The following is a 20,261-nucleotide window of genomic DNA, read 5'->3' on the forward strand; positions in this document are numbered from 1 at the left end:
GCACGTTTCCCGCAGGTTTGTGCACGCCATTGGGTGATTAAGGTCAATAACAGAAAAGCAATGAAGGAGTAAAGAATGCCTGCTCTCGATACCCTCACCCATCCAGAAACGGCCTGGTTGCTACGGGCTGCACCAGCTCTGTTGGCTGCCTTGATCACTATGACGGCGACATTTATGTTCCGTCAACCGTTGGCTCAATTCCTGAACCGTCTCCACCGGTCTCGTCTGGTGGCTGGTTTCGATCCGGCATTGACCTGGCGACCGCAGCTCTTGGAAACGCGAATAGCATTGCTGCTAGCAGGGAGTGCGGCAACCCTTAGCAGTGTTGTGCTTGGATGGATCGGTTCCGTCTGGCTTGCGCTGGCTGCTGCGCCGGCTGTAGCCGCACTGGTAGTCCGGCTCGGCTTTACCTTCGCTACATACCGTTACAATCAGCAACTGGAACGTGAATTAACGCCAGCCATTGGTCGACTCAGCGCACTGTTGAGCGGCGGTCTAGGGTTACGTACTGCCTTAGAACGTATTCTGGCTGATATGCCAAACGGTCCACTGCGTAACGAATGGATATGGCTCATCCAGCAACAGGGTACGCCACTGGCCGATGGCAGTATTGCCACGCTCCGTCAGGTCATTGCTGCACTGGCTGCGCAAACCTCGAATCCACGCCACGAGACACTGCTTAACCATCTGGTAGTCGTTGCCGATCAACCGCAAGACCTGCAAGCACGGCGTTGTGCGGCTGCTTATGCTGCATTGCAGGCATCTGAACGACGACGCGAAGAAGCGTTGACTGAACTCGCCCAAATGCGCTACAGCGGTTTGGCTGTTGGTGGAGCAGGCTGCTTAATGGCGTTCTACCTCATTACAACTCAATGGGAACGGGTGTGGGTGGCATACAGTTCACCGCTGGGTATGTTCTTTGCGATTATTGTCGCTCTGGCTTTGCTGGCACCAATCATTGGCGGTTTCTGGCTCTCGCGTGTCGAGGATGTTGATTACTGAGGTGATCTTGTTGTTGGCTTATGACGGGCGTGCAACCTGTGGACGCGCGTCAGCCGTTATCGTTTCTGGGAGGAGGCTGTATGTCACATATCCTATCAATTTCTACCGCTCCGGCACTCCTGGCCGCTTTGAGTGGTGCACTGTTAGCCGCCCTTGGTGTGGTGCTTCGTCATCAACCGGTCGCAACCAAACCTCTTAATGAACGGCAACGTCTGCTCATCGGGCAGAGTGGGGGGATCGTTCTTGCACTGCTCTGTTTAGGTGCTTCTCTCAGTGGTGGTATCTTCTGGATCGCACTCGGCCTGGCAGCGTATATAGCATTTGGGATGGTATGGGCGCGCCAGCCCCAACGCAGGCGTGCACGCACCGAGCGTGAGCTGCGTCAACTTACACCGGGTTTAATCGGATTTATTCGGGTCGCATTAGGGAGCTTCGAGGCGCCAAGTATGCTCTTGCGACGCTACTGTACGCAGGCAACACCACGGCAGGTGTCAATGCGTGAAGTCGTAGCTGCGGCCCTGACCCTGAGCGAAGAGCAACGGATGCGTCCTTTTGCAGCCCTGGCCGAGATCGCACGTCGCTATCGCTGTCGCGAGCTGATCGACGCTACTGCGGCTTTGGCTCAGGCCGAAGCCGAAGGGACACCGGTTGAGATGGTGTTGGCCGCTCAACAACAGACGCTCGAAGCGTTGCTGCAAGGCGAGTTTCGCCGTCTCATTCGTCGGCGCACCGTGTATCTGCTCTTGCTGGCAGCTATCAGTCTGGTGGTGGGGATTTTACTTAACCTACTGTTCGTTATGGTTGTCGGGAGTAATGTGTTGTCCTTTTGAGAACGGCATTGTGAATGATAGGGCTTCGTAAGATTATGTTCCTGCCCAGCAGTGGCGAGGTGAGGTGAGGATTAGGAAAGAGGGATAAGAGCGGGCTAACCCCCCGCCCCTTCCCCGTTTGCGAGGACCTGGAGAGGTTGAGGTCTGCGAGGCCTGGGGGATGAGGTTTGCGGGAGGGCTTGAAGACGATGATGTGCTGCTATGCCAACGGCCTGCTGCACAGGCGGGTCGGAGGCCCGCGCACCCAGGCAGGCCTCTGGCCTTCATCAACCGCCTCGATGACGGTAATCAATGGTTTAAGAGGTGCCAACGGCCTGGTGTACAGGCGGGCCGGAGGCCCGCGCACCCAGGCAGGCCTCTGGCCTTCATCAACCACCTCGATGACGGTAATCAATGGTTTAAGAGGTGCCAACGGCCTGTTGCACAGGCGGGTCGGAGGCCCGCGAACCCAGGCATACCGGAGGCCCGCGCACCCAGGCAGGCCTCTGGCCTTCATCAACCGCCTCGATGACGGTAATCAATGGTTTAAGAGGTGCCAACGGCCTGGTGCACAGGCATACCGGAGGCCCGCGCACCCAGGCCTCTCTATGGCGCTATCACCGGTAATGTTGCTTCAACCGTCGGCTCAATCGTCAAGAGGGAACGATGAACCCAACCTTCTTGCTGGCGTGGGTTAATGATCCGCAACCAGACCCCGTCAGCGGTTCGTCCGAGCAACACCACCGTCTCATTAGCGTGAATTTGATCGAGAACAGCGCCTTTCAGGGAGGGTTCGGCCCGTACATTACCACCGTTAAATACTATAGCCGTTGGTCGGATCGGCGTTGGTGTTGGTGCCGGAGTAGGCGTTGATGTTGGTGCTGGCGTTGGCGTTGCTTGCGAAGTCGGTTTAACAACACCGATCCCTGCGGATGATGAACCTTGTGATTGAAGATTACTTGACGAAGCGGTATTGGCTGTGCGTAGAGGAGCACCACCTGATTGCACGAGCGTACCTTGCCCATTGAGAGTAATCTGCGGTATCCCGGCGAACAGGAGAGCGATACCGGCCAGTACAAGGTTCAACCCAAATGTACCGAGAGCCAACAGCATCCGATCCTGATTCCGTTGTACCTGTTGGGCATTATGGATTCGTTCCGCATCGCTTAACCGTTGCAACAGAATCTTATCATCCCACAGTTCAACCGCCTGTCCGCGTGCTTCAAGTCGCGACTGCGGCGTAAATGAACTGGTAGCGACAAGGATGGCCCGGTCGGCACCCTGAATGTGGAGTGCACCGACCAGATCGCGCACATAATTGGGACCTACCGATTTACTGTACCGTTTACATTGAACCAGATAGCGTAAACCATCACGCTCAGCAGTAATATCGACGCCACGATCACCGCTTCCGCCACGTATCACCACATTTTTCCAGCCTAAATCTTCAAGAAGGAGGGCAACGCGCTGTTCAAATTCGCTCGGCGAGAGTTCTAGCAGTTGCCGCCGGCGCAAGCGTAAAATCCGAAGGTCGATAAGCCACTGGTTGATCAAGAAGATGACGGAAAGGCTCCCGATGATGAATACAATCTGCCAGAGAAGAGGTTGTACAAGGGTAAGACTACCCAAAATAGCCAAAAATGTCGGCATGACAATCGTTGCATGCAGATTTGAGCTGTTGTAGGAAGAACGTTGCCTGGAACGTCGCGCCATGTTGAGGTCTCCTGTTATGAACACTTCACCACAGCGCATAGTACCAGATCGGTATTACACGTCCGTTTCCACGTCGTCTGCGTTATAATAGTTTGCATACACATATCTTGCCCAGGAGGAAAATCACTGTGAAGTCGCTGATACAGGCCCGCTGGATAACACCATTACTGGTTGCTACCGCTGCATTAGTGCTTGATCAACTATCAAAGCACTGGATTGTCGTCCAACTTGGCCCTGAGCCAATGACCCGTTTCATTCCGCTGGTCGGTGACAACATTCGATTGGCATATTCACAAAATACCGGTATCGCTTTTAGCCTGTTCCAGGGCCAATCTGATGTCTTAACGATTGTAGCGCTCATCATCATCGCCGGTGCTGTGTATCTCTACGTTACGCAACTACCTCATCGGCGTCGTCTGGTACAGATTGCAATTGGTCTGATCCTCGGTGGGGCGTTGGGGAACGTCGTTGATCGCGTTCGTCTCGGTTTTGTGGTCGATTTTATCCAGGTCGGCTGGTTTCCGATTTTCAACCTGGCCGATAGTTCGATTACCGTTGGTGCTGCGCTGTTAATGTTGCAGTACGCGCTCGATGAAATTGCGTGGCGGCGAACCCGGCAGGCAATGATTTCACAATAGGTATGCACTCACGCTGGATGCTGATAGCTCTAGTTGCCGCGCCAGTCTTTGCCCTTGACCAATTGAGTAAGGTTTGGATCACCGACATTCTGTTGCGGAATAATCAACCAATTCCTTTGCTGTTCGATTGGGTGCAACTGGCGTATCACGAGAATACCGGTGTCGCCTTCGGCCTCTTTCCCGATCAAGGTGGTTGGCTGTCGGTAGGAGCCGGCCTGGTGTTGTTATTGCTTGCTTTTACGTATCAATACCTGCTCCCTGCCGAATCAACCTGGGTGACGATAGCGGTAGGAATGATCTTTGGTGGCGGATTGTCAAATCTGCTTGATCGGATTCGGCAGGGCTACGTTGTTGACTTTATTCAATTTGGTTGGTGGCCGGTGTTTAATCTGGCCGACGGCGCGATTACGCTGGGTATAGCGGCACTGGCATTCCACATTATCTTTATCGGTGATGAACCGGTGCCACCTGAACCAGAACCGGTCGATGATGGTTTGCTCAGCGAGCTGTTGAGTCGCGATCCGGAGCCGACGTCGACGACTTCATCACGTCATCGCAACTCGGAGTCATCGTCATGAATGCAATCGGTGATGTAACATGGCTCGAAGCTGATGAGCGAGTGATTGTGGTGCCATCAACTTCGGCCGGCGAGCGAATTGATCGCTTTCTTGCCAATGTGTTCCCCGATCTGTCACGGGCACAGGTACAACGTCTGATCGAGCAAGGATTGGTGCTCTACGATGGTCGGCTTACACGCGCCAGTCAATCGATCCGACCGGGGATCGCCATTCAAGTCACGATTCCACCACCGATTCCTACCGAACTTGTGCCCGAACCTATCCCACTCGATGTCGTGTATGAAGATGCCGATATTGCGGTGATCAACAAGCCGGCAGGAATGGTAGTGCATCCGGCGCCCGGTCATGCACGTGGCACGCTGGTGAATGCGTTGCTAGCGCGCTATCCTGATCTGGCGATTGGTGGTGAGGTTCGCCCCGGTATCGTTCATCGCCTGGATCGTGATACATCTGGGCTATTGGTCATCGCTCGCCATGACAATGCTATGCGCGACCTGATCGCCCAACAGCAGGCTCGTCGTATGCGCAAACTGTACCTGGCGTTGGTTGTCGGGCGACCGCCAGAGTCTGGTACGATTGATGCACCGATTGGTCGTGATCCTCATGATCGGCTGCGGATGGCTGTTGTGCCTGATGGTCGCCCAGCTCGTACTCATTACCGGCTATTGGCTACCTTTGGCGATTATAGCTTGCTGGAAGTACAACTCGAAACCGGTCGTACCCATCAAATTCGGGTACATATGCGCTATCTCGGTTATCCAATCGTTGGCGATCCGGTTTATGGTCCTCGGCGTTCACACGGGCACTTGTCTCGCCAATTTTTGCATGCCAGTAAATTAGGTTTGTTTCATCCCCGTGATGGGCAGTGGCGGGAATATACTGCACCTTTGCCGACCGACCTCGCAACAGTATTACGCCAACTGTCGGAGAAGGCTTCGCGCCGTTGAAACCGCGATATGCTACAATGCGTGAGTACAGCGACGATGTACTCCGTTGTTTTCCGTGTTCCGGTGTCATACGTAGGTAGGAGATCAGTATGCGTAAGAAAATTAGTATTATTGGGGCAGGGTTTGTCGGGTCAACAACGGCACACTGGCTGGCTGCCAAAGAGCTGGGCGACATCGTTTTGCTCGATATTGTTGAAGGTATACCGCAGGGAAAAGCTCTCGATCTCTATGAAGCATCGCCGATTGAAGGTTTTGATGTGCGGGTGACCGGCACGAACAACTACGCCGATACCGCTCAGTCTGATGTTATTGTCGTTACTTCAGGTGCACCGCGCAAGCCCGGTATGAGTCGGGAAGATTTGATTAAAGTGAATGCCGATATTACCCGTGCCTGTATCAGCCAGGCAGCGCCACTCTCACCGAACGCCGTGATTATTATGGTCAACAATCCGCTTGATGCTATGACCTACCTCGCTGCCGAAGTCAGTGGTTTTCCCAAAGAACGGGTGATCGGGCAGGCTGGTGTGCTTGATGCAGCGCGCTACCGCACCTTTATCGCAATGGAGGTCGGTGTTTCCGTTGAAGATGTTCAGGCCATGTTGATGGGTGGTCATGGCGACGAGATGGTACCTCTCCCTCGTTTCTCGACGATCAGCGGTATTCCGGTGAGTGAGTTTATCGCACCTGATCGTATGGCACAGATCGTTGAGCGTACTCGCAAGGGTGGCGGAGAGATTGTAAATCTGCTCAAGACGGGTAGTGCCTACTACGCACCGGCAGCCGCTACGGCGCAGATGGTCGAAGCAGTGCTCAAAGATAAGAAGCGCGTGATGCCGGTATCAGCGTATCTGACCGGCCAGTATGGCTTGAACGACATCTACTTTGGAGTGCCGGTCATTCTCGGCGCCGGTGGGGTCGAGAAGATTATCGAGCTACCCCTCAACGAAGAAGAGATGGCCCTCCTTAACGCCTCGGCGAAGGCAGTGCGGGCAACGTTAGATACCCTGAAGGCATTGTAAGCGTATGGTGGGCGATGAGTACCAACCGGTACCATCGCCCTGATCTGCTCTACACAGGTAGGAGATATGGCCAGTTCGGCGAAATCGTCAACTTCAACTTCATCATCGCAACGATCGCTATCGGCCTGGAGTCCCTTGGGTGGTGAGCGTTTCTACGCCATTGCGCGCTGGATTTTGATCGTTTTGCTTGGCGTTGTAACCCAATTTCTTACGAATGGTGGACTCTGGCCGGTGACCGCTGACGTAACAACACTTGAAGGTATTTTCTGGTTGTACGCTGGTTTTACCGTTATTGTTACTATTCTCACGTTTCTGCCATTCGCCGCCAATCTGGTGAGTCTGTCGTATTTGTTCGATATTGGGTTTATTTCGCTGATGACGTTTTTCGGCGGTGAGCGGATTGTAATCTTTTTCCCACTCTACCTCGTACCATTGACCTACGCTGCCATTCGTCAGCCGCTCTCAATTAGTATTCTTTCCGGGTTACTAGCTGCCGTTACTTATGGTGCAGCGTTTATTGGTTGGCGACGCCTGATTGCACCTGATACCTTAATGACTCTGCTTGATTATGTTGCGTTGGCCGTGCGTTGTTTCACACTGGCTATTGTGCCATGGGTTACTGGGAATCTGGTCGAGCGTCAGAGTGAGACCAATCGCCAGCGGGTGTTACTTGCTCAACAAGAGACAGAGCAGGCACTCTCTGAAGCACATACCTATCGCGATCAGATGCGTTCGCTCTATCATGTTGCACTGGCTCTGGGAAGTACTGCTGATTATCGTCAAGTACTTGACACACTGCTGCGCGAAAGCCAAAAAATTGTGCCTTACCGGGCTGGTATTGTGTTATTCGCTTCTGGTCAGCCTAACGAACTCTATGTTGCCTTTGGCTCGAATCTGGCGCCGGGTGATCTCAACCGTTCATTGACCATGGATGCCGGATTAGCGGCTGCACTGCGTGCAAATACTGCTCAGGTGATTACCTCGTTGGCCCAATTTCCTTCTTTGCAAGAAATAAACACACTGCGCAATTGCAAAGCGGCCACGCTGCTCCCGCTGCAAGCCGGTATGCGTGTGTACGGTCTCTTTGTGGTGGCTACCGATCAGGTGCTCAATACCGATCAGGTTGAAATGCTCATGGCACTTGCCAATTATGCCATCGTGGCCCTGCACAATGCCCAACTGATTTATGATCTGAAGGAGGAACGTGAGAAATTACTTTCCCGTGAAGAAGAGGTTCGTCGGCAACTGGCACGTGATCTGCACGATGGCCCAGCGCAGGCGATGGCTGTTATTACAATGAAAGCTGAGTTTATCAAGCGGCTGCTTGACCGCGATCCGGCACAGGCGTTGGCTGAACTCGACGAGTTGAGTACGATTGCCAAGCGTACCAATTACGAAGTACGCACGATGCTGTTTGAACTGCGACCGTTGATGCTCGAGACCCAAGGGTTGAAAGTTACCCTTGAGCAGTATCTCGAGCGATTACGGGCGAAGGCTGGTGATACGGCGATTATCCTAGAAGAAAAAGATATTGAACAGGTTCGGCTTGGTTCAAAGGTTGAAGGGGCGCTCTTCAATATCATCCAGGAATCGGTCACGAACGCGATTAAGCATGCCAAAGCCAGACACATTTGGGTACGGCTGCGCCGCTTACCGAATCAGATGCTCGAAGTAGTTGTTCAAGACGATGGCGTTGGTTTTGACAAGGCCGCTGTCCTGAAGTCTTACGAGCGGCGTGGCAGCCTTGGCTTGCTCAATATCGATGAGCGTGCCCGGCTGGTAGGTGGTCGGGCAGAAATAGACTCTGCTCCTGGCCAGGGTACTCGGATTACTGTTTTTGTACCGGTTGAGTCATGAATCCTTATCTCAATCCACAACGAGTTCGGGCTGCTTTGCGAGCGCTTCACCTGCGTCCAACTCGCGGGATGGGCCAGAATTTTTTGCTCGCTGGCGATATTCTGAATACTATCGTAGCTGAGGCTTCCCTGACCGCATCAGATACGGTCATTGAAGTGGGGCCAGGGCTGGGTGTGCTTACCTGGGAACTCCTGCTCCGCGCCGGCAGGGTGATCTGTGTTGAACTTGATCGCCGTCTGGCCGACCGTCTGGCCGCTGAGTTTCGTGATCGGCCACATTTCTATTTAGTGCAGGGCGATATCCTGAAGTTTGCGCCAGCCGATCTGTTACGCCGCGCTGAAGCCGCTCCGCCTTACAAGCTGGTCGCGAATATTCCATACGCGATCACGGCGCCGCTACTGCGCCATTTTCTCGAGGCAACCATCCCCCCTGACCGCAGTGTACTGCTGGTACAGTGGGAAGTAGCGCAGCGGATCTGTGCTGGCCCCGGTGATTACAGTGTCCTGGCCCACGCAGTTCAGTTGTATGCCGAACCGACTATCGTCACGCGCGTGCCCGCTTCGAGTTTCTTTCCTGAACCGGCTGTCGACTCAGCAGTTCTCCGGTTGGATCGGCGTGCCCAACTACCGATTGCCGAAGCCGATGTGAACGATCTTTTTCGGCTGATCAAAGCCGGGTTTCTGCATGCTCGTAAACAACTGGGGAATGCACTCGTCGGTGGGCTGGCAGCGTTCGGTGTCCATGTACCCCGCGAACGAGTCCTGCAAGCGCTCCAGAAAGCCGGTATCGATCCGCAGCGCCGTGCCGAAACGGTGACACTGGCCGAGTGGGCAACGCTTCTTGCCAGTTTGCCTGAAGTGAGAATGCAGCAGTGAGCGGTAAGGGTGGCTTCTCACTCCGCCCTTCGGTAGAATTGTATTTTGTTCCCCTGTCCGTTCCTGCATCGGTTGAGACGGATGCCCAATCTGTCTTTAGCCGTACTATCCCCGTATCCCTGCCCGCGCCTCCAAGTGTAACGGCTGGTTCGTCCTCCGCCCAACTGGTGTTCTCCTGAAAGCTTGATCAAAAACCCAGCTTTCTCATGGGGCACGTCCCGTGCCCGTGTGACCATTGCGTGAGGGGGTGCCCTCACCCCCGGCCCCTCTCCCGCGCTGCGGGAGAGGGGTGGTGTATGAACGCGGTATGGTTGACAGTTACGGGATCGTCCCTGCTTCGCTCATCCCCCTGCCTCGCCGGGTGTGGAAGCGGAAGGTGGCCAGGGGGGAAGGTGAGGGCGCCAGCTCCGTCTTTCCTGCCGCACCTTAAAATCTTTCCCCTTTTTAGAGTGATCTGGGTTATATTACTAAAGAGGAACTTTTTTATCACGCTGGAGGAATGTGTGGCAGAGCAAACAACACCTTATTTTGCGAATCTTTATCGACAAGAATTTGCAAATTTGATCACCTTCCGCAAAAATGGTCAACCAGTCGTAACACCGGTCTGGTTTGCTGAACGGGACGGCAAGATTTATGTTATGACGACCGCTAATGCCGGTAAGGTCAAGCGTATCCGTAACAATCCACGGGTTGAGATCGGGCCATCTGATCGGGCCGGTAAGCCCCTAGGTCCTACCGTACCGGCGCGGGCTCGTATTCTCGGTCCCGACGAAGCTAAGATTGCCCGCGAGGCTCTCGATGCCAAATATGGCTTGATGAAGGCGATGTTCGATTTTTTCATGAACATTCGCGGTACTGAACGAGCCTGGATCGAGATCGCGCCAGTTGATGAAACTATCACGTCCTGATAATTCTGGGCAGTGGTAGTTGTGAACTTGGAGCACGGGCAGGATTGAGGACGTCTGGTCCGTGCTTAGTCCATTATCATGGCGGGTTCTAAACCCGCGTCGCCAGTTGCCTGAGAGCGCGGGCAGGATCAGGGGTGTCTGGTCAGCACTCGCGATGTATGACTGGATGCCATCGCTTAGCGCATCAGCACGCAATCGAGGGTTGTTGGAAATCTACCTCAATCCTCTTCTACATGCGGAGCGAACATGTGTCAAGTGAAGGTGTCGGCGGCCATACGCACCTCTATTCACTTGACACACAGCGCCATGGGGTGGTATAAGCGTAGTGAGCATTATTCTAAACCAGACTTGGCGCCCGGTTGCGCTTCCCAGGAGAGAAGAGTGTGAAACATCCGCAACGCGCTTTGTTTGCGCTGATGCCCGTGCTGGCACTATTACTGTTGGTAGCATTAATGGCAGCCACACCGCCTGCTCCGCCACCAACATTAAGGGCGGTGGCACTATCGCCATTAGAAACTGCTACGGCAGTACCTACCGCTTCTGCAACGCCGACCCCATCACCCCAGCCGTCACCAACCCTCACCCCAACCTTAGCTCGCCGTGAATTTATTGAGTCGTATGAAGTGAAAGTTGCGCCCACCAGTTTCTTACCCGGACGTGGGCCGGTCTTGCCGGGTGAGTTTGTCTACGCTGGTCGGCGTCTTGATTTTTACGTGGGGCGTGGCACATTCAGCGCCGATCAGGTGCTCGACATCGCCGTGAAAGCTGAATATGCGCTGGGATATTTGCAGCGCCGGTTTGATGTGCAACTCACCGAGCGGGTCTCGGTCGGCTTCTACAATCCGGTGTTGGCGCCAACCCATGATACTCGCGGCATTGCGTATACCCACGACCGGACAAATATTCGTATCTTCTATCGATCTGACGAAGATCCTTACCATGCGTTAGTGATTTTGACGCATGAATTAGCGCACGCCTTGCAGGCTGAGGCATACGGCCGTGAAGCACAGGCGCGAGCTGATCTGGTGTTGCTCGAAGGGTTGGCTACCTGGATTTCTGGTGAATACTGGCTGAGCCTCTCGGAGTCCTCATCGTTCCAGGCTCGTGCCCGTGAGTTGTACCAGGCTGGCTATCGGGGTAATCTGGCAGCACTCGCCAACAGCGCCAATTCTATGGCTGCCTACGAAATGTGGGCCGGCTTTGTCGATTACCTGGCCCGCACCTACAGTTGGGATAAGTTCAACGAACTGTATGTGAACGGACGGGGACGAGCGCCTGGTTCGGCTGATTATCGTGGCATCTACGGCAAGAGTTTTCAAGAGCTTTACACTGAGTGGTACACTACCCTGCGCTAAATCTGGCCGCTATATCCACAATGTGCATGCCATCGCTCTCTAAGGGAGTTACCCCAAAGCTGCTTGTGCTCTTCTACACAGACGATGCCTGTATAGGCGAGTGTAACAAAAAGTATCACGCCTGGCTATATCGGCCAGGCGTGATGAGCACAGTTTCGTAGCAAATTACTTGATAGTGTTAGCCAGTCTGTTGAAGAGGTTGGCGATATTCCCACCAAGCAGCGTCAAAGCACCGATAACAACCACTGCGATCAGAACGAGGATGAGTGCGTACTCGACTAGACCCTGGCCCTCTTCCTTGGCGAAAAAGCTGCGAAGCATTGTGTTCCTCCTGAATACTAGTGCTGTTAAACTATACTGTGGAACATCTCCACGCTTCACAGTATAGATCGTTCATGAACGATTGCCAATAGTCTGAAAGTACTAATTTTGAATAGTACCATCGCACAGGAATATTGGTCCTTAAACGTACCTTTGTACTATGTGTGGATGAAAAATTTTTTATGTTTTAGTCGGTTAGCTGAGAGATTACTACATTCTGTCAAAGGAAATTATTTCACAAATGAATAAGATTGTCAAGCTGAATGAACATGTCACAATATATATCTGAAAGGTGAGTTCCCCATTCACCCCTTCGGTATCGTGATACCTTCCGAAATGCGAGGCAAAGGAGATGCCAGATTGTCACCGGCGTGCGCTGTGTGTTGTATGTTCGGAATGATAGACATCGAGAAACACTATGGAAATACGGATCCAACTTCTGATGGAACAAACGAACGCGCCGTTTGATCAATCACCATCGCGGCTGTCGAGTCGATCCTGATGAACAGGACGCTTTCATCATCAGCAAATACCTGTCGCCAGGCTGAATGTAATGCCAGGAGATTAGCAGGCGCCGATCCTCTGCCTACTAACACAGCATCGGGTTGCTGACGGCGCAGAATGGCATCCCAGTTGCCCACACCGAAGTGAAAGTCAACATACTCTTCATATATGTCCGGTGGATACACCGTTTCTCGTCGTCCATCCATTCCCACCTGTACCTGTGGGCCAAGGTGCCAGATCAGATACTGACCCCAACCAAAATCACACATGAGCCGACCGCGAAATCCACTCTCCCGAAGTAAGGTTGTTGCATTGTACGGGACACTGGTCGCACTGATAAAGCTCCATTGATTCATTCCCATGCCGAAGAGCAGGATTAATCCTGATCCAACCAATGGCAGTGGTTGCAGCCAGCGTGGGATTGGTACATCACGGCTTTGCCGGCCGATCGATGCCTGCCACGCTGCGCCAACGTGTGGTGCAATGAAGATGGCAAAGGCGATCCCCATCAGCGGGAGATGACGGATAGCAACCAACGGCATCATCCCGACCAGCCCAAACAATCCCATCAAAACGATGTTACGGGGTAATGGTGATACGTATCCTGCCCAAATGGCAAGGCTCATCACGGCCAGATATATCAATCCCAATGGACTGCGAATAGGTAGCGGCTGCCAGTCGGCAATCTCTGGCCGGTCGCCGGTCGCAGTTTCAAGCAGAAAGTGTAACAATTCATAGCCATACGGATTAACAAGCGTAGCCAGAGCAGTTACTGCAACTGGTGGCGCCACACTTCGCCACTGTTGCGGGTTAAAGAACAAATGGACAATCGTCCATACCCCTAACACGCCACATCCGGCGAGGAATCCGCCGTGTAGATTCACCCAGAGCGCGACGATAACCGGCATCAGCCAGAGCAGCCGATACCTGCCCCGTTCGGCTTCATCAATGATGATCAGGGTACAGGTAAAGAAGAGAAACGTGAACACTTGTGGACGAACAACAAGACTAAACCAGATGGTCGTCAGGACAACACATAACCAGACGAGCAGGGCCGGTATGAATGGCAGTTTTACTGAATGAACCAATCGCCAGAATACGAGACCAAGGGTAAGCCATGTGACAATAACCCGCAGCAAGATCAGCCCCGTATCGCGCCCGATCAGCCAGGCCATTCCCATCAGGACTTCCATCAACCATTCGTGATTGATCCATCGGTATCCTTCAGTGAGGTACGAGTATGGATCAACCTGTACAATACGGCGCTGCTCAATGGCATCGAGGCCAAACCGCAAATGCCCCCAGAGGTCGGGATCGGTGTAAGAACGTAAGCTAATGATAAAAACAACAGCAAATACACAAGCAACAATCCCAACGTGCCAGCGTGTCCAGCGGAATTGGTGAATATCTGGTAATTCCTTCATACGAGTTTCCATTATGCAGTGTTACATGGAATGAGCTTTGAGCCGATTCAAATATACCTCAAACAGTAGGGCGAATGCCATCGAACATGCACTTGATGCCAGCAAAACTGCTACTATGGGTCGGTCGCCGAGTACGACGCCAATCCAAGGCACGACAAGTGATATCGTGAGAAAAATCTTGGTTACGGTATGTTTCGCCGTGTTCGTGAGCCAGAGAAAGGGAAGTAACAGCATAGCGTAATCGTAGTTATTAACGTAAGGAATTGACAGCAGTGCAAGAACTGATGACCAGTATACTGTTACTTCAATTGTTGTATCAAGACGCGATTGGAAGATAAGCCACCAGATGAAGCTGCCAACAAGTGCTATTCCTATCCCAACATATAGCGCGGTTGCGGTATCAGCTTTGCCGGTCATAGCTGATACGAGCAATGTTGCACCACTCGAGCAGTCGTCACAGGTAGTGAATGTCGTTTGCTCACGAAATCCAATCAGCGTTCGTATGTAGTCTGATAACCAAAGTGGATTTATAATGAGACAAATTATACCTATACTGATATGAGTAAATATTATGACCTTTAGCGGTTTATAATAGCGCTTGAAAAGTAACCATCCCACAACAAATAAAAAGATAAATCCACCAAGATGTGGTTTATACGTGAGAAGGAACATACCTACAACAAGAAGTGAAATTTGACTGTGAGTAATCGCAAACATGATAAGGGCTATTCCTAGCATAAGGGGAGCAATAAACTGACCCACGATGAGAAGCATCCAAATACTCGACCAAGATAGTGTGAAAAGGATAGCGTATACTTTTGATTTAAAGCTCCAACTATTTGTGATAAAATATAGTGCTGTTCCAATAATAGCTATGTTACACCAAAACCAGAATCGGGCAGCATAATCGGGGGGAAAGAGTCCTAGGAAGAAGAAACTGTAGACAAACCAGGGTGGGTATACATAATACGGTAGGGTAATATCCTGTAGTAAATCACCGAAAACTTGATATGCTATTGATGACTGAGCCGTGTAATCGTAGATGTAAACCCCTCGTACAAGTCCATACGCGGTGTTGTACAACATCCAGAAATCTGTCACGATTGGAATAGGCAATGGAATAAGCGCCAGTGCCGCGATAGCAAGGATGAGTACAACGATCCCTAGAATGATGTTGGCTGAGGATGTTATTCTTCTGTTCATTGGAAAGATTCTTGTCTTATTCCTTTCTCACGGCACCGGAATCGTCGCCGCGACCCGTGTTCCACGCCCAATGGTGCTCTCAATCCCAAATTCGCCCTGTAACAAGACCTCGATCTGCTGGCGCATATTTGCTAGTCCCATGTTCTTGCGCGTTCCCGAACTGGCAATCGCTTCTTTGACCGCAAAGCCGCTGCCGTTATCTTCAATCAAAATTTGTAGGGTGTTGTCACTCTGCTCAAGCATAACCCGCGCCTGCGTGGCGCCAGAATGCCGCACGATGTTGTTGATCGCTTCTTGAATGAACCGGAAAATGGTGACTTCGTAGTGACTAGGGAGGCGCTGATCGAGGTTTTGCACCATCAAGTTAATATCAATTTTGTGTTTTTCTGAAACCTGAGCCACGTACCGGCGCAGAGTCGGTACCAATCCAAGATCATCGAGGGTCATCGGACGGAGATCAAAGATGAATTTGCGTGTCTCCTGAAGGGTATTGTTTACAGCGTTTTTGAGGGCAACCAGTTCGGCTCGGGCCTGATCCAGGTCGCGATCAAGCAGTCGCTGGCAGATTTCGGCCCGTAAGACCAGATTGCTCATCGCCTGAGCCGGGCCGTCGTGCATCTGAAGCGAAATACGCAGTCGTTCGCTCTCTTGCGATTGGATGATGTTGGCGATCATGGTCTGTGGATCGAATGGCAAATCGGCTACTTTTGCGCTACGCTCTAATTCGCCTGCGGCCTGTTCGAGCAGTTCAACGACATCGCTGAGCAGATTCTGCCGGTTGCGTAGGGCTTCGCGACGATTCTGCAATTGTTCGACTTGTGCGCGCATCGTTTGCAAGCGCATCTGAAGTTCGATAAACGTCGTGTAGAAGGTCTTGATGTCGGTCTTTTCGTAGCGTTCCAGGTTTACATCGAGGTCGCGTACCCGATTGGCAATGGCAGTTTCGCGCATTGCCAGCCGATCAACCTCAGCCATATTCTGGCGTAGCAACGACTCGACCTCGTTGATTTCGCGGCGGGTACGTTCAATCTCTTCGCGGTATGATTGAATGGTGGCGGTGATCCGCTGGTGTAATGCTTCGCCTGACACGGCTTTCTCCTGAGTTGCCAGTATGCCTTGTATCGCTGCTGTTCAGATTATAGACGGTTCGGCGGCAGGATGCAACGCAGGGTTGAGAGCCTATCCGAAATAGGGTGCAGCAATCGGGGCGTAGCGCTGCTGCGCCCGTACATCAGGATGCAGCGATGGCGCACGAGCCGCTCGCCCGCATCGTGCAGTTATCGATCTATCATCCATATCTTGTGCGATTCCGTATCTCTACGTCAATTGTCAGCTTCTAACGCATATAACGATCAGGATTTGGTATCATACCATGCAGAGTATCGCGCCAGATAGAAGGTTACAGGTATGGAACTTCGTCATCTACGCTATTTTGAAGCTGTCGCCCGTCATTCTCACGTCACTCGTGCTGCTGCTGAATTACACATTGCGCAGCCGGCACTAAGCAAGCAGATCAGTCAGCTTGAACGCGAGCTAGGTATTGCTTTATTCGATCGCGTGGGGCGTAGTCTGCGGCTGACCGAGGCCGGTGAGGCGCTGTTGCCCTATGCGCGTGCGGTGTTGGCGCAGGTTGAAGAGGCGCGAGCGGCAATGGCAGAACGAGTTGGTCTGAAAGCCGGGCGCGTGTCAATCGGTGCACCACCGACGGTAGGAGCACATCTGCTTCCACCGTTGTTGACAGTTTTTCACCAGCGGTATCCGGGAATTACGTTACGTTTGCACGAAGCCGGTATTCAATCTCTCCTCGATCTGCTGGAGTCAGGCTTGACCGATCTGGCTGTGTTGGCGTTGCCGGTCGAAGATGAGCAACTGGCGGTGGCGCCGTTACTGAACGAACCGTTGGTGTTAATCGTCGGTCCCCTACATCCGCTGGCGAAACGAAGTGACGTCTCGATGAGCGAACTACGTAACGAACGTTGGATTTTGTCACCGGCGAATTATGAGTTGCGTGAGGCAACGTTAAAAGCCTGTCGTGAGGCTGGCTTTACGCCACAGACGGTATTGGAAGGTGGCGAGACCGAGACGCTGGTTCGCTTCGTTGCCGCCGGTCTGGGCATCGCTCTGGTACCGGCGCTGGCGGTATCTGGTTTCAGTGGTGTGGTCAGCCTGAGTGTACGCGATCAAACCCTGACCCGTTCGCTCGGTCTAGTCTGGCGCCGCGATCGAACGGCTTCACCGGCGGCCCGTGCGCTGCGTGAGTTTTTGGTCAATGAAGTGAGTCAGCGCCCGATAGAAGCGTTTATTCGTCCGTAAGTGCTTCCAGACGGGCAAAACTGGCCAGTAAGCGCCGTTCGCGATCTGAGAAACGAACAGTTACTTCTTCGTCGCCTTCAATCAGACGGCTGCTCACCACGATCCCCTCGCCAAAGGTCGGGTGACGCACGTGCTGACCGGGGAAGAATGCTGCCTTCATCGGTGTTGGCAGAGGGGTATTTTGCCGTGAGTTCCGTTGGGTGTCCTTGCGTTGCGTGAATGAACGATTGCTGAACATGGTGGTCTGCGGTGCCGGTGTAGCCCGATACCCACGATAGCGAATCTGTTTAACAAGGGGAGCAGGGATGTCGGCAAGAAACCGCGAGCGCACACTGGTGGTGACACGCCCGTACAGAGCACGCTGCGTTGTGTAGCAGAGGTATAATCGCTGTTGGGCGCGCGTCATTCCGACGTAGAGCAGACGACGTTCTTCTTCGATGGAGTTGCGATCATTCGTTGCCCGGCTATGGGGGATCAGACCTTCTTCAATTCCCACCAGGAAGACGTGGGGAAACTCTAACCCTTTTGCCTGGTGCAATGTAATACAGGTCACCACCTCGTTGTTCCGATTCAAGTTATCAACATCGGCGATCAGCGCAACGTCTTCCAGAAACGCATTCAATTGATTCTCAAGCGGCATATTCATATAGGCCAGTGCTGCATTGCGCAACTCCTGGACGTTCTGCCAGCGATCGGCGGCCTCTTCATCTTCGTATTCGCGTCTGAGGGTTGCCAGGACTTCCAGACGGCTCAGCAGCAGATCGATCAGATCGCCAAGGGACATCATAGTATGGAGCCGGTGCAGGTCGTTAATAAGCGTGTAGAACTCTCTCAGCGCAGTGCAGGCCCGGCTTCCAAACGGATGCGCAATGGTATCGTTTTCCACCAGTTCACGTAATGCTTGATAGAGCGGCACGCCCATCTGACGTGCCCAGACAATCAACTCGTTGACTGTCCGTTCGCCGATGCCTCGTCCTGGCCAGTTGATAATGCGTTGCAGGCTTACGCTATCATACGGATTGGCTACCAGGCGCAGATAGGCGAGAACGTCCTTGATCTCTTTGCGTTCGTAGAAGCGAACCCCGCCAACGACCTGATAGGGCACATGCGCTGCAACCAACGTCTCTTCGATCAGACGTGACTGAGCGTTAGTACGGTACATAATCGCACAATCACCGGGACGGGCGATACCCTGGGCGATGAGGTGGAGAATCTCATTCACCACAAATTGCGCCTCATCTTGATCGTCTCTTGCCTCGTACAACGTTACGGCTTCGCCCTTCCCGTTGGTCGTCCAGAGCCGTTTGGGATATTTCTGCAATGGGCTGGCATTAATGAGCGCTTGTGCAGCATCGAGAATGGCTTGGGTGCTGCGGTAGTTTTGTTCGAGTGCGATAACGGTTGCTTCTGGATAATCCTGCTCGAACTGTAAGATGTTGCGAATATCGGCGCCACGCCAGGCATAAATACTTTGCGCCTCGTCACCGACGACGAAGAGGTTCCGATGGCGTTCTGCCAATGCCCGTACAAGTAGGTACTGAGCGCGATTCGTATCTTGATACTCATCCACCAGCAAGAAGTGGAAACGCTGATGATAGTAATCGAGCACATTGGGGTGCTTGAGGAATAAGCGCACCGTTTCAACGAGCAGATCATCAAAGTCGAGTGCATTGCTCTCGACGAGCAGCTCCTGATAACGAGCATAGCAGCGAGCCACCATCTCGTCGAAATAGCTGCGGATCGAGCGGGCAAAGGTCTGAGGATCGATCAACTCATTCTTCGCGTGCGAGATCGCACTCAAGATCGCACGCGGTGGGTACTGCTTCTCGTTCACATTCAGTTCACGCAGTACCCGCTTCATCAGCCGCTCCTGGTCATCACTATCGTAGATCACAAAATCGCGTTCGCGACCCAAATGCACAATATCACGACGCAGCCAGCGGGCACAAATGGCGTGGAAGGTGCCAACGGTCAAATCGTTTACCGCTTCACCCACGAGCATAGCCAGCCGTTCACGCATCTCACGCGCGGCCTTATTGGTGAAGGTTACTGCCAGAATCCGGAGCGGATCAATGCCGATCTCAGTGATCAGATAGGCGATCCGATGCGTCAGTACTCGCGTTTTGCCGCTCCCCGGCCCGGCCAACACCAACACCGGTCCCGTCACGGTCGTAACGGCGCGTTGTTGTTGTGGGTTGAGATTCGTCAGCAGGTCAGCGGTCATTGACAGTAGTTGCTCGTGCAGGTTTTGTTCAATTCTTATGACAGTATAGCATATTCTCCCTCTGCTCCCGAGTAGGTCTGGCTCGGTTTCAGGCTTTTCACTGTTGTCACTAGCATCTCCAGAATAGTTCGGGGGACGGTGGCGAGCAACTGGCCGCCCTCACCTTCCCCCCTGGCCCCCCCTTCCTCTTCCACACGAGGCGAGGAAGGGGGGGAATGAGCGGAGCAGGGGCGATCCTGTGACTGTCAACCATACCGCGTTCATGCACCACCCCTCTCCCGCAGCGCGGGAGAGGGGCCGGGGGTGAGGGCGACCACCTCACGAAATGGTCGCACGGGTACGGGACATGCCCAATGAGAAAGCTGGGTTTTTGATCAGGCTCTTAATCCACTCGCCACGGCTTAGTGCCTATCCGGAATACCCTGTCGCAGAATTAGTCGGGGCGCAGCGCCGCTGCGCCCCATCGATGGGTTGGATTCGTTATACCGTGAGACAGGCATTCAGACAGGCTTTTAACAGGATTGAGTTATGAGAGAGGTACACCTTTCACCACTGCTACTGCAAATGTAAG

General features: G+C 53.1%; 17 protein-coding genes. 11 read left to right on the forward strand and 6 right to left on the reverse strand.

The genetic code is table 11. The annotated features are described in order from the left end of the window. The first annotated feature begins 75 nt into the window (after positions 1-75). Positions 76-1,002, forward strand: coding sequence for a hypothetical protein (locus tag QTO31_RS05350; protein ID WP_301428374.1), 927 nt, complete (start codon positions 76-78; stop codon positions 1,000-1,002). Between the two features lie 80 nt (positions 1,003-1,082). Then, on the forward strand, positions 1,083-1,832 hold the full coding sequence (locus tag QTO31_RS05355) for a hypothetical protein (RefSeq protein WP_301428375.1): 750 nt from the start codon (positions 1,083-1,085) through the stop codon (positions 1,830-1,832). A gap of 585 nt (positions 1,833-2,417) precedes the next feature. Here QTO31_RS05355 and QTO31_RS05360 read toward each other — a convergent pair. Further along, positions 2,418-3,524 carry a DUF2034 domain-containing protein gene (locus tag QTO31_RS05360; protein ID WP_051871151.1) on the reverse strand — a complete coding sequence of 369 codons (1,107 nt, stop codon included), beginning with the start codon at positions 3,522-3,524 and terminating at the stop codon, positions 2,418-2,420. 128 nt (positions 3,525-3,652) lie between these two features. On the opposite strand from QTO31_RS05360, the gene lspA (QTO31_RS05365) reads away from it, so the two are divergent. The 8 genes from lspA (QTO31_RS05365) to QTO31_RS05400 all read left to right on the forward strand — a co-directional run bounded on the left by lspA (QTO31_RS05365) (position 3,653) and on the right by QTO31_RS05400 (position 11,701). Then, positions 3,653-4,162: a signal peptidase II gene (gene lspA, locus QTO31_RS05365; protein ID WP_031460104.1), complete on the forward strand. Its 510-nt coding sequence runs from the start codon at positions 3,653-3,655 to the stop codon at positions 4,160-4,162. A 2-nt stretch (positions 4,163-4,164) separates the two neighbouring features. Beyond that, on the forward strand, positions 4,165-4,740 hold the full coding sequence (gene lspA, locus QTO31_RS05370; protein WP_031460105.1) for a signal peptidase II: 576 nt from the start codon (positions 4,165-4,167) through the stop codon (positions 4,738-4,740). Next, complete coding sequence (locus QTO31_RS05375) at positions 4,737-5,687, forward strand: RluA family pseudouridine synthase (protein WP_031460106.1); 951 nt, start codon at positions 4,737-4,739, stop codon at positions 5,685-5,687. The genes lspA (QTO31_RS05370) and QTO31_RS05375 overlap by 4 nt, the downstream gene beginning before the upstream one ends. An 89-nt stretch (positions 5,688-5,776) precedes the next feature. Next, positions 5,777-6,706: a malate dehydrogenase gene (gene mdh / locus QTO31_RS05380; protein ID WP_031460107.1), complete on the forward strand. Its 930-nt coding sequence runs from the start codon at positions 5,777-5,779 to the stop codon at positions 6,704-6,706. 66 nt (positions 6,707-6,772) lie between these two features. Then, positions 6,773-8,563, forward strand: coding sequence for a GAF domain-containing sensor histidine kinase (locus QTO31_RS05385; protein WP_031460108.1), 1,791 nt, complete (start codon positions 6,773-6,775; stop codon positions 8,561-8,563). Next, the gene (gene rsmA / locus QTO31_RS05390; RefSeq protein ID WP_031460109.1) at positions 8,560-9,438 is read left to right on the forward strand and encodes a 16S rRNA (adenine(1518)-N(6)/adenine(1519)-N(6))-dimethyltransferase RsmA; all 879 of its coding nucleotides are present in this window, start codon (positions 8,560-8,562) and stop codon (positions 9,436-9,438) included. The genes QTO31_RS05385 and rsmA overlap by 4 nt, the downstream gene beginning before the upstream one ends. Positions 9,439-9,941: 503 nt before the next feature. Continuing rightward, entirely contained in the window at positions 9,942-10,346 is a 405-nt protein-coding gene (locus QTO31_RS05395; RefSeq protein WP_031460111.1) for a PPOX class F420-dependent oxidoreductase, read from the forward strand. 383 nt (positions 10,347-10,729) lie between these two features. Continuing rightward, on the forward strand, positions 10,730-11,701 hold the full coding sequence (locus tag QTO31_RS05400) for a hypothetical protein (RefSeq protein WP_031460112.1): 972 nt from the start codon (positions 10,730-10,732) through the stop codon (positions 11,699-11,701). A 165-nt stretch (positions 11,702-11,866) separates the two neighbouring features. Here QTO31_RS05400 and QTO31_RS05405 read toward each other — a convergent pair whose 3' ends face one another. The 4 genes from QTO31_RS05405 to QTO31_RS05420 all read right to left on the reverse strand — a co-directional run bounded on the left by QTO31_RS05405 (position 11,867) and on the right by QTO31_RS05420 (position 16,242). Then, on the reverse strand, positions 11,867-12,022 hold the full coding sequence (locus tag QTO31_RS05405; protein WP_031460113.1) for a Flp family type IVb pilin: 156 nt from the start codon (positions 12,020-12,022) through the stop codon (positions 11,867-11,869). Positions 12,023-12,438: 416 nt separating this feature from the next. Further along, positions 12,439-13,950 (reverse strand): hypothetical protein, encoded by a 1,512-nt coding sequence (locus QTO31_RS05410; protein ID WP_031460114.1) that lies wholly within the window; start codon positions 13,948-13,950, stop codon positions 12,439-12,441. A gap of 21 nt (positions 13,951-13,971) precedes the next feature. Then, positions 13,972-15,153 carry a glycosyltransferase 87 family protein gene (locus tag QTO31_RS05415; RefSeq protein ID WP_031460115.1) on the reverse strand — a complete coding sequence of 394 codons (1,182 nt, stop codon included), beginning with the start codon at positions 15,151-15,153 and terminating at the stop codon, positions 13,972-13,974. A gap of 27 nt (positions 15,154-15,180) precedes the next feature. After that, the gene (locus tag QTO31_RS05420; RefSeq protein WP_031460116.1) at positions 15,181-16,242 is read right to left on the reverse strand and encodes a sensor histidine kinase; all 1,062 of its coding nucleotides are present in this window, start codon (positions 16,240-16,242) and stop codon (positions 15,181-15,183) included. Between the two features lie 318 nt (positions 16,243-16,560). On the opposite strand from QTO31_RS05420, the gene QTO31_RS05425 reads away from it, so the two are divergent. Next, positions 16,561-17,466: a LysR family transcriptional regulator gene (locus QTO31_RS05425; protein ID WP_031460117.1), complete on the forward strand. Its 906-nt coding sequence runs from the start codon at positions 16,561-16,563 to the stop codon at positions 17,464-17,466. On the opposite strand, the gene QTO31_RS05430 is transcribed toward QTO31_RS05425, so the two are convergent. Continuing rightward, a complete protein-coding gene (locus QTO31_RS05430) occupies positions 17,453-19,690 on the reverse strand; it encodes an ATP-dependent helicase (RefSeq protein ID WP_031460118.1) in 2,238 nt (745 codons plus the stop codon). The genes QTO31_RS05425 and QTO31_RS05430 overlap by 14 nt on opposite strands. Positions 19,691-20,261 lie beyond the last annotated feature (571 nt).

The organism is Chloroflexus sp. MS-CIW-1 (genome assembly GCF_030444705.1).
Taxonomy (GTDB): Bacteria; Chloroflexota; Chloroflexia; order Chloroflexales; family Chloroflexaceae; genus Chloroflexus.

Bases quoted from the DNA above. Each gene is read 5' to 3' on its own strand.
- QTO31_RS05355 (WP_301428375.1), top strand. From the start codon at position 1,083: ATGTCACATATCCTATCAATTTCTACCGCTCCGGCACTCCTGGCCGCT.
- QTO31_RS05430 (WP_031460118.1), bottom strand. From the start codon at position 19,690: ATGACCGCTGACCTGCTGACGAATCTCAACCCACAACAACAACGCGCC.
- rsmA (WP_031460109.1), top strand. From the start codon at position 8,560: ATGAATCCTTATCTCAATCCACAACGAGTTCGGGCTGCTTTGCGAGCG.
- QTO31_RS05375 (WP_031460106.1), top strand. From the start codon at position 4,737: ATGAATGCAATCGGTGATGTAACATGGCTCGAAGCTGATGAGCGAGTG.
- QTO31_RS05360 (WP_051871151.1), bottom strand. From the start codon at position 3,524: ATGGCGCGACGTTCCAGGCAACGTTCTTCCTACAACAGCTCAAATCTG.
- lspA (WP_031460105.1), top strand. From the start codon at position 4,165: ATGCACTCACGCTGGATGCTGATAGCTCTAGTTGCCGCGCCAGTCTTT.
- QTO31_RS05405 (WP_031460113.1), bottom strand. From the start codon at position 12,022: ATGCTTCGCAGCTTTTTCGCCAAGGAAGAGGGCCAGGGTCTAGTCGAG.
- QTO31_RS05410 (WP_031460114.1), bottom strand. From the start codon at position 13,950: ATGAAGGAATTACCAGATATTCACCAATTCCGCTGGACACGCTGGCAC.
- QTO31_RS05425 (WP_031460117.1), top strand. From the start codon at position 16,561: ATGGAACTTCGTCATCTACGCTATTTTGAAGCTGTCGCCCGTCATTCT.
- mdh (WP_031460107.1), top strand. From the start codon at position 5,777: ATGCGTAAGAAAATTAGTATTATTGGGGCAGGGTTTGTCGGGTCAACA.
- QTO31_RS05415 (WP_031460115.1), bottom strand. From the start codon at position 15,153: ATGAACAGAAGAATAACATCCTCAGCCAACATCATTCTAGGGATCGTT.
- QTO31_RS05385 (WP_031460108.1), top strand. From the start codon at position 6,773: ATGGCCAGTTCGGCGAAATCGTCAACTTCAACTTCATCATCGCAACGA.
- QTO31_RS05350 (WP_301428374.1), top strand. From the start codon at position 76: ATGCCTGCTCTCGATACCCTCACCCATCCAGAAACGGCCTGGTTGCTA.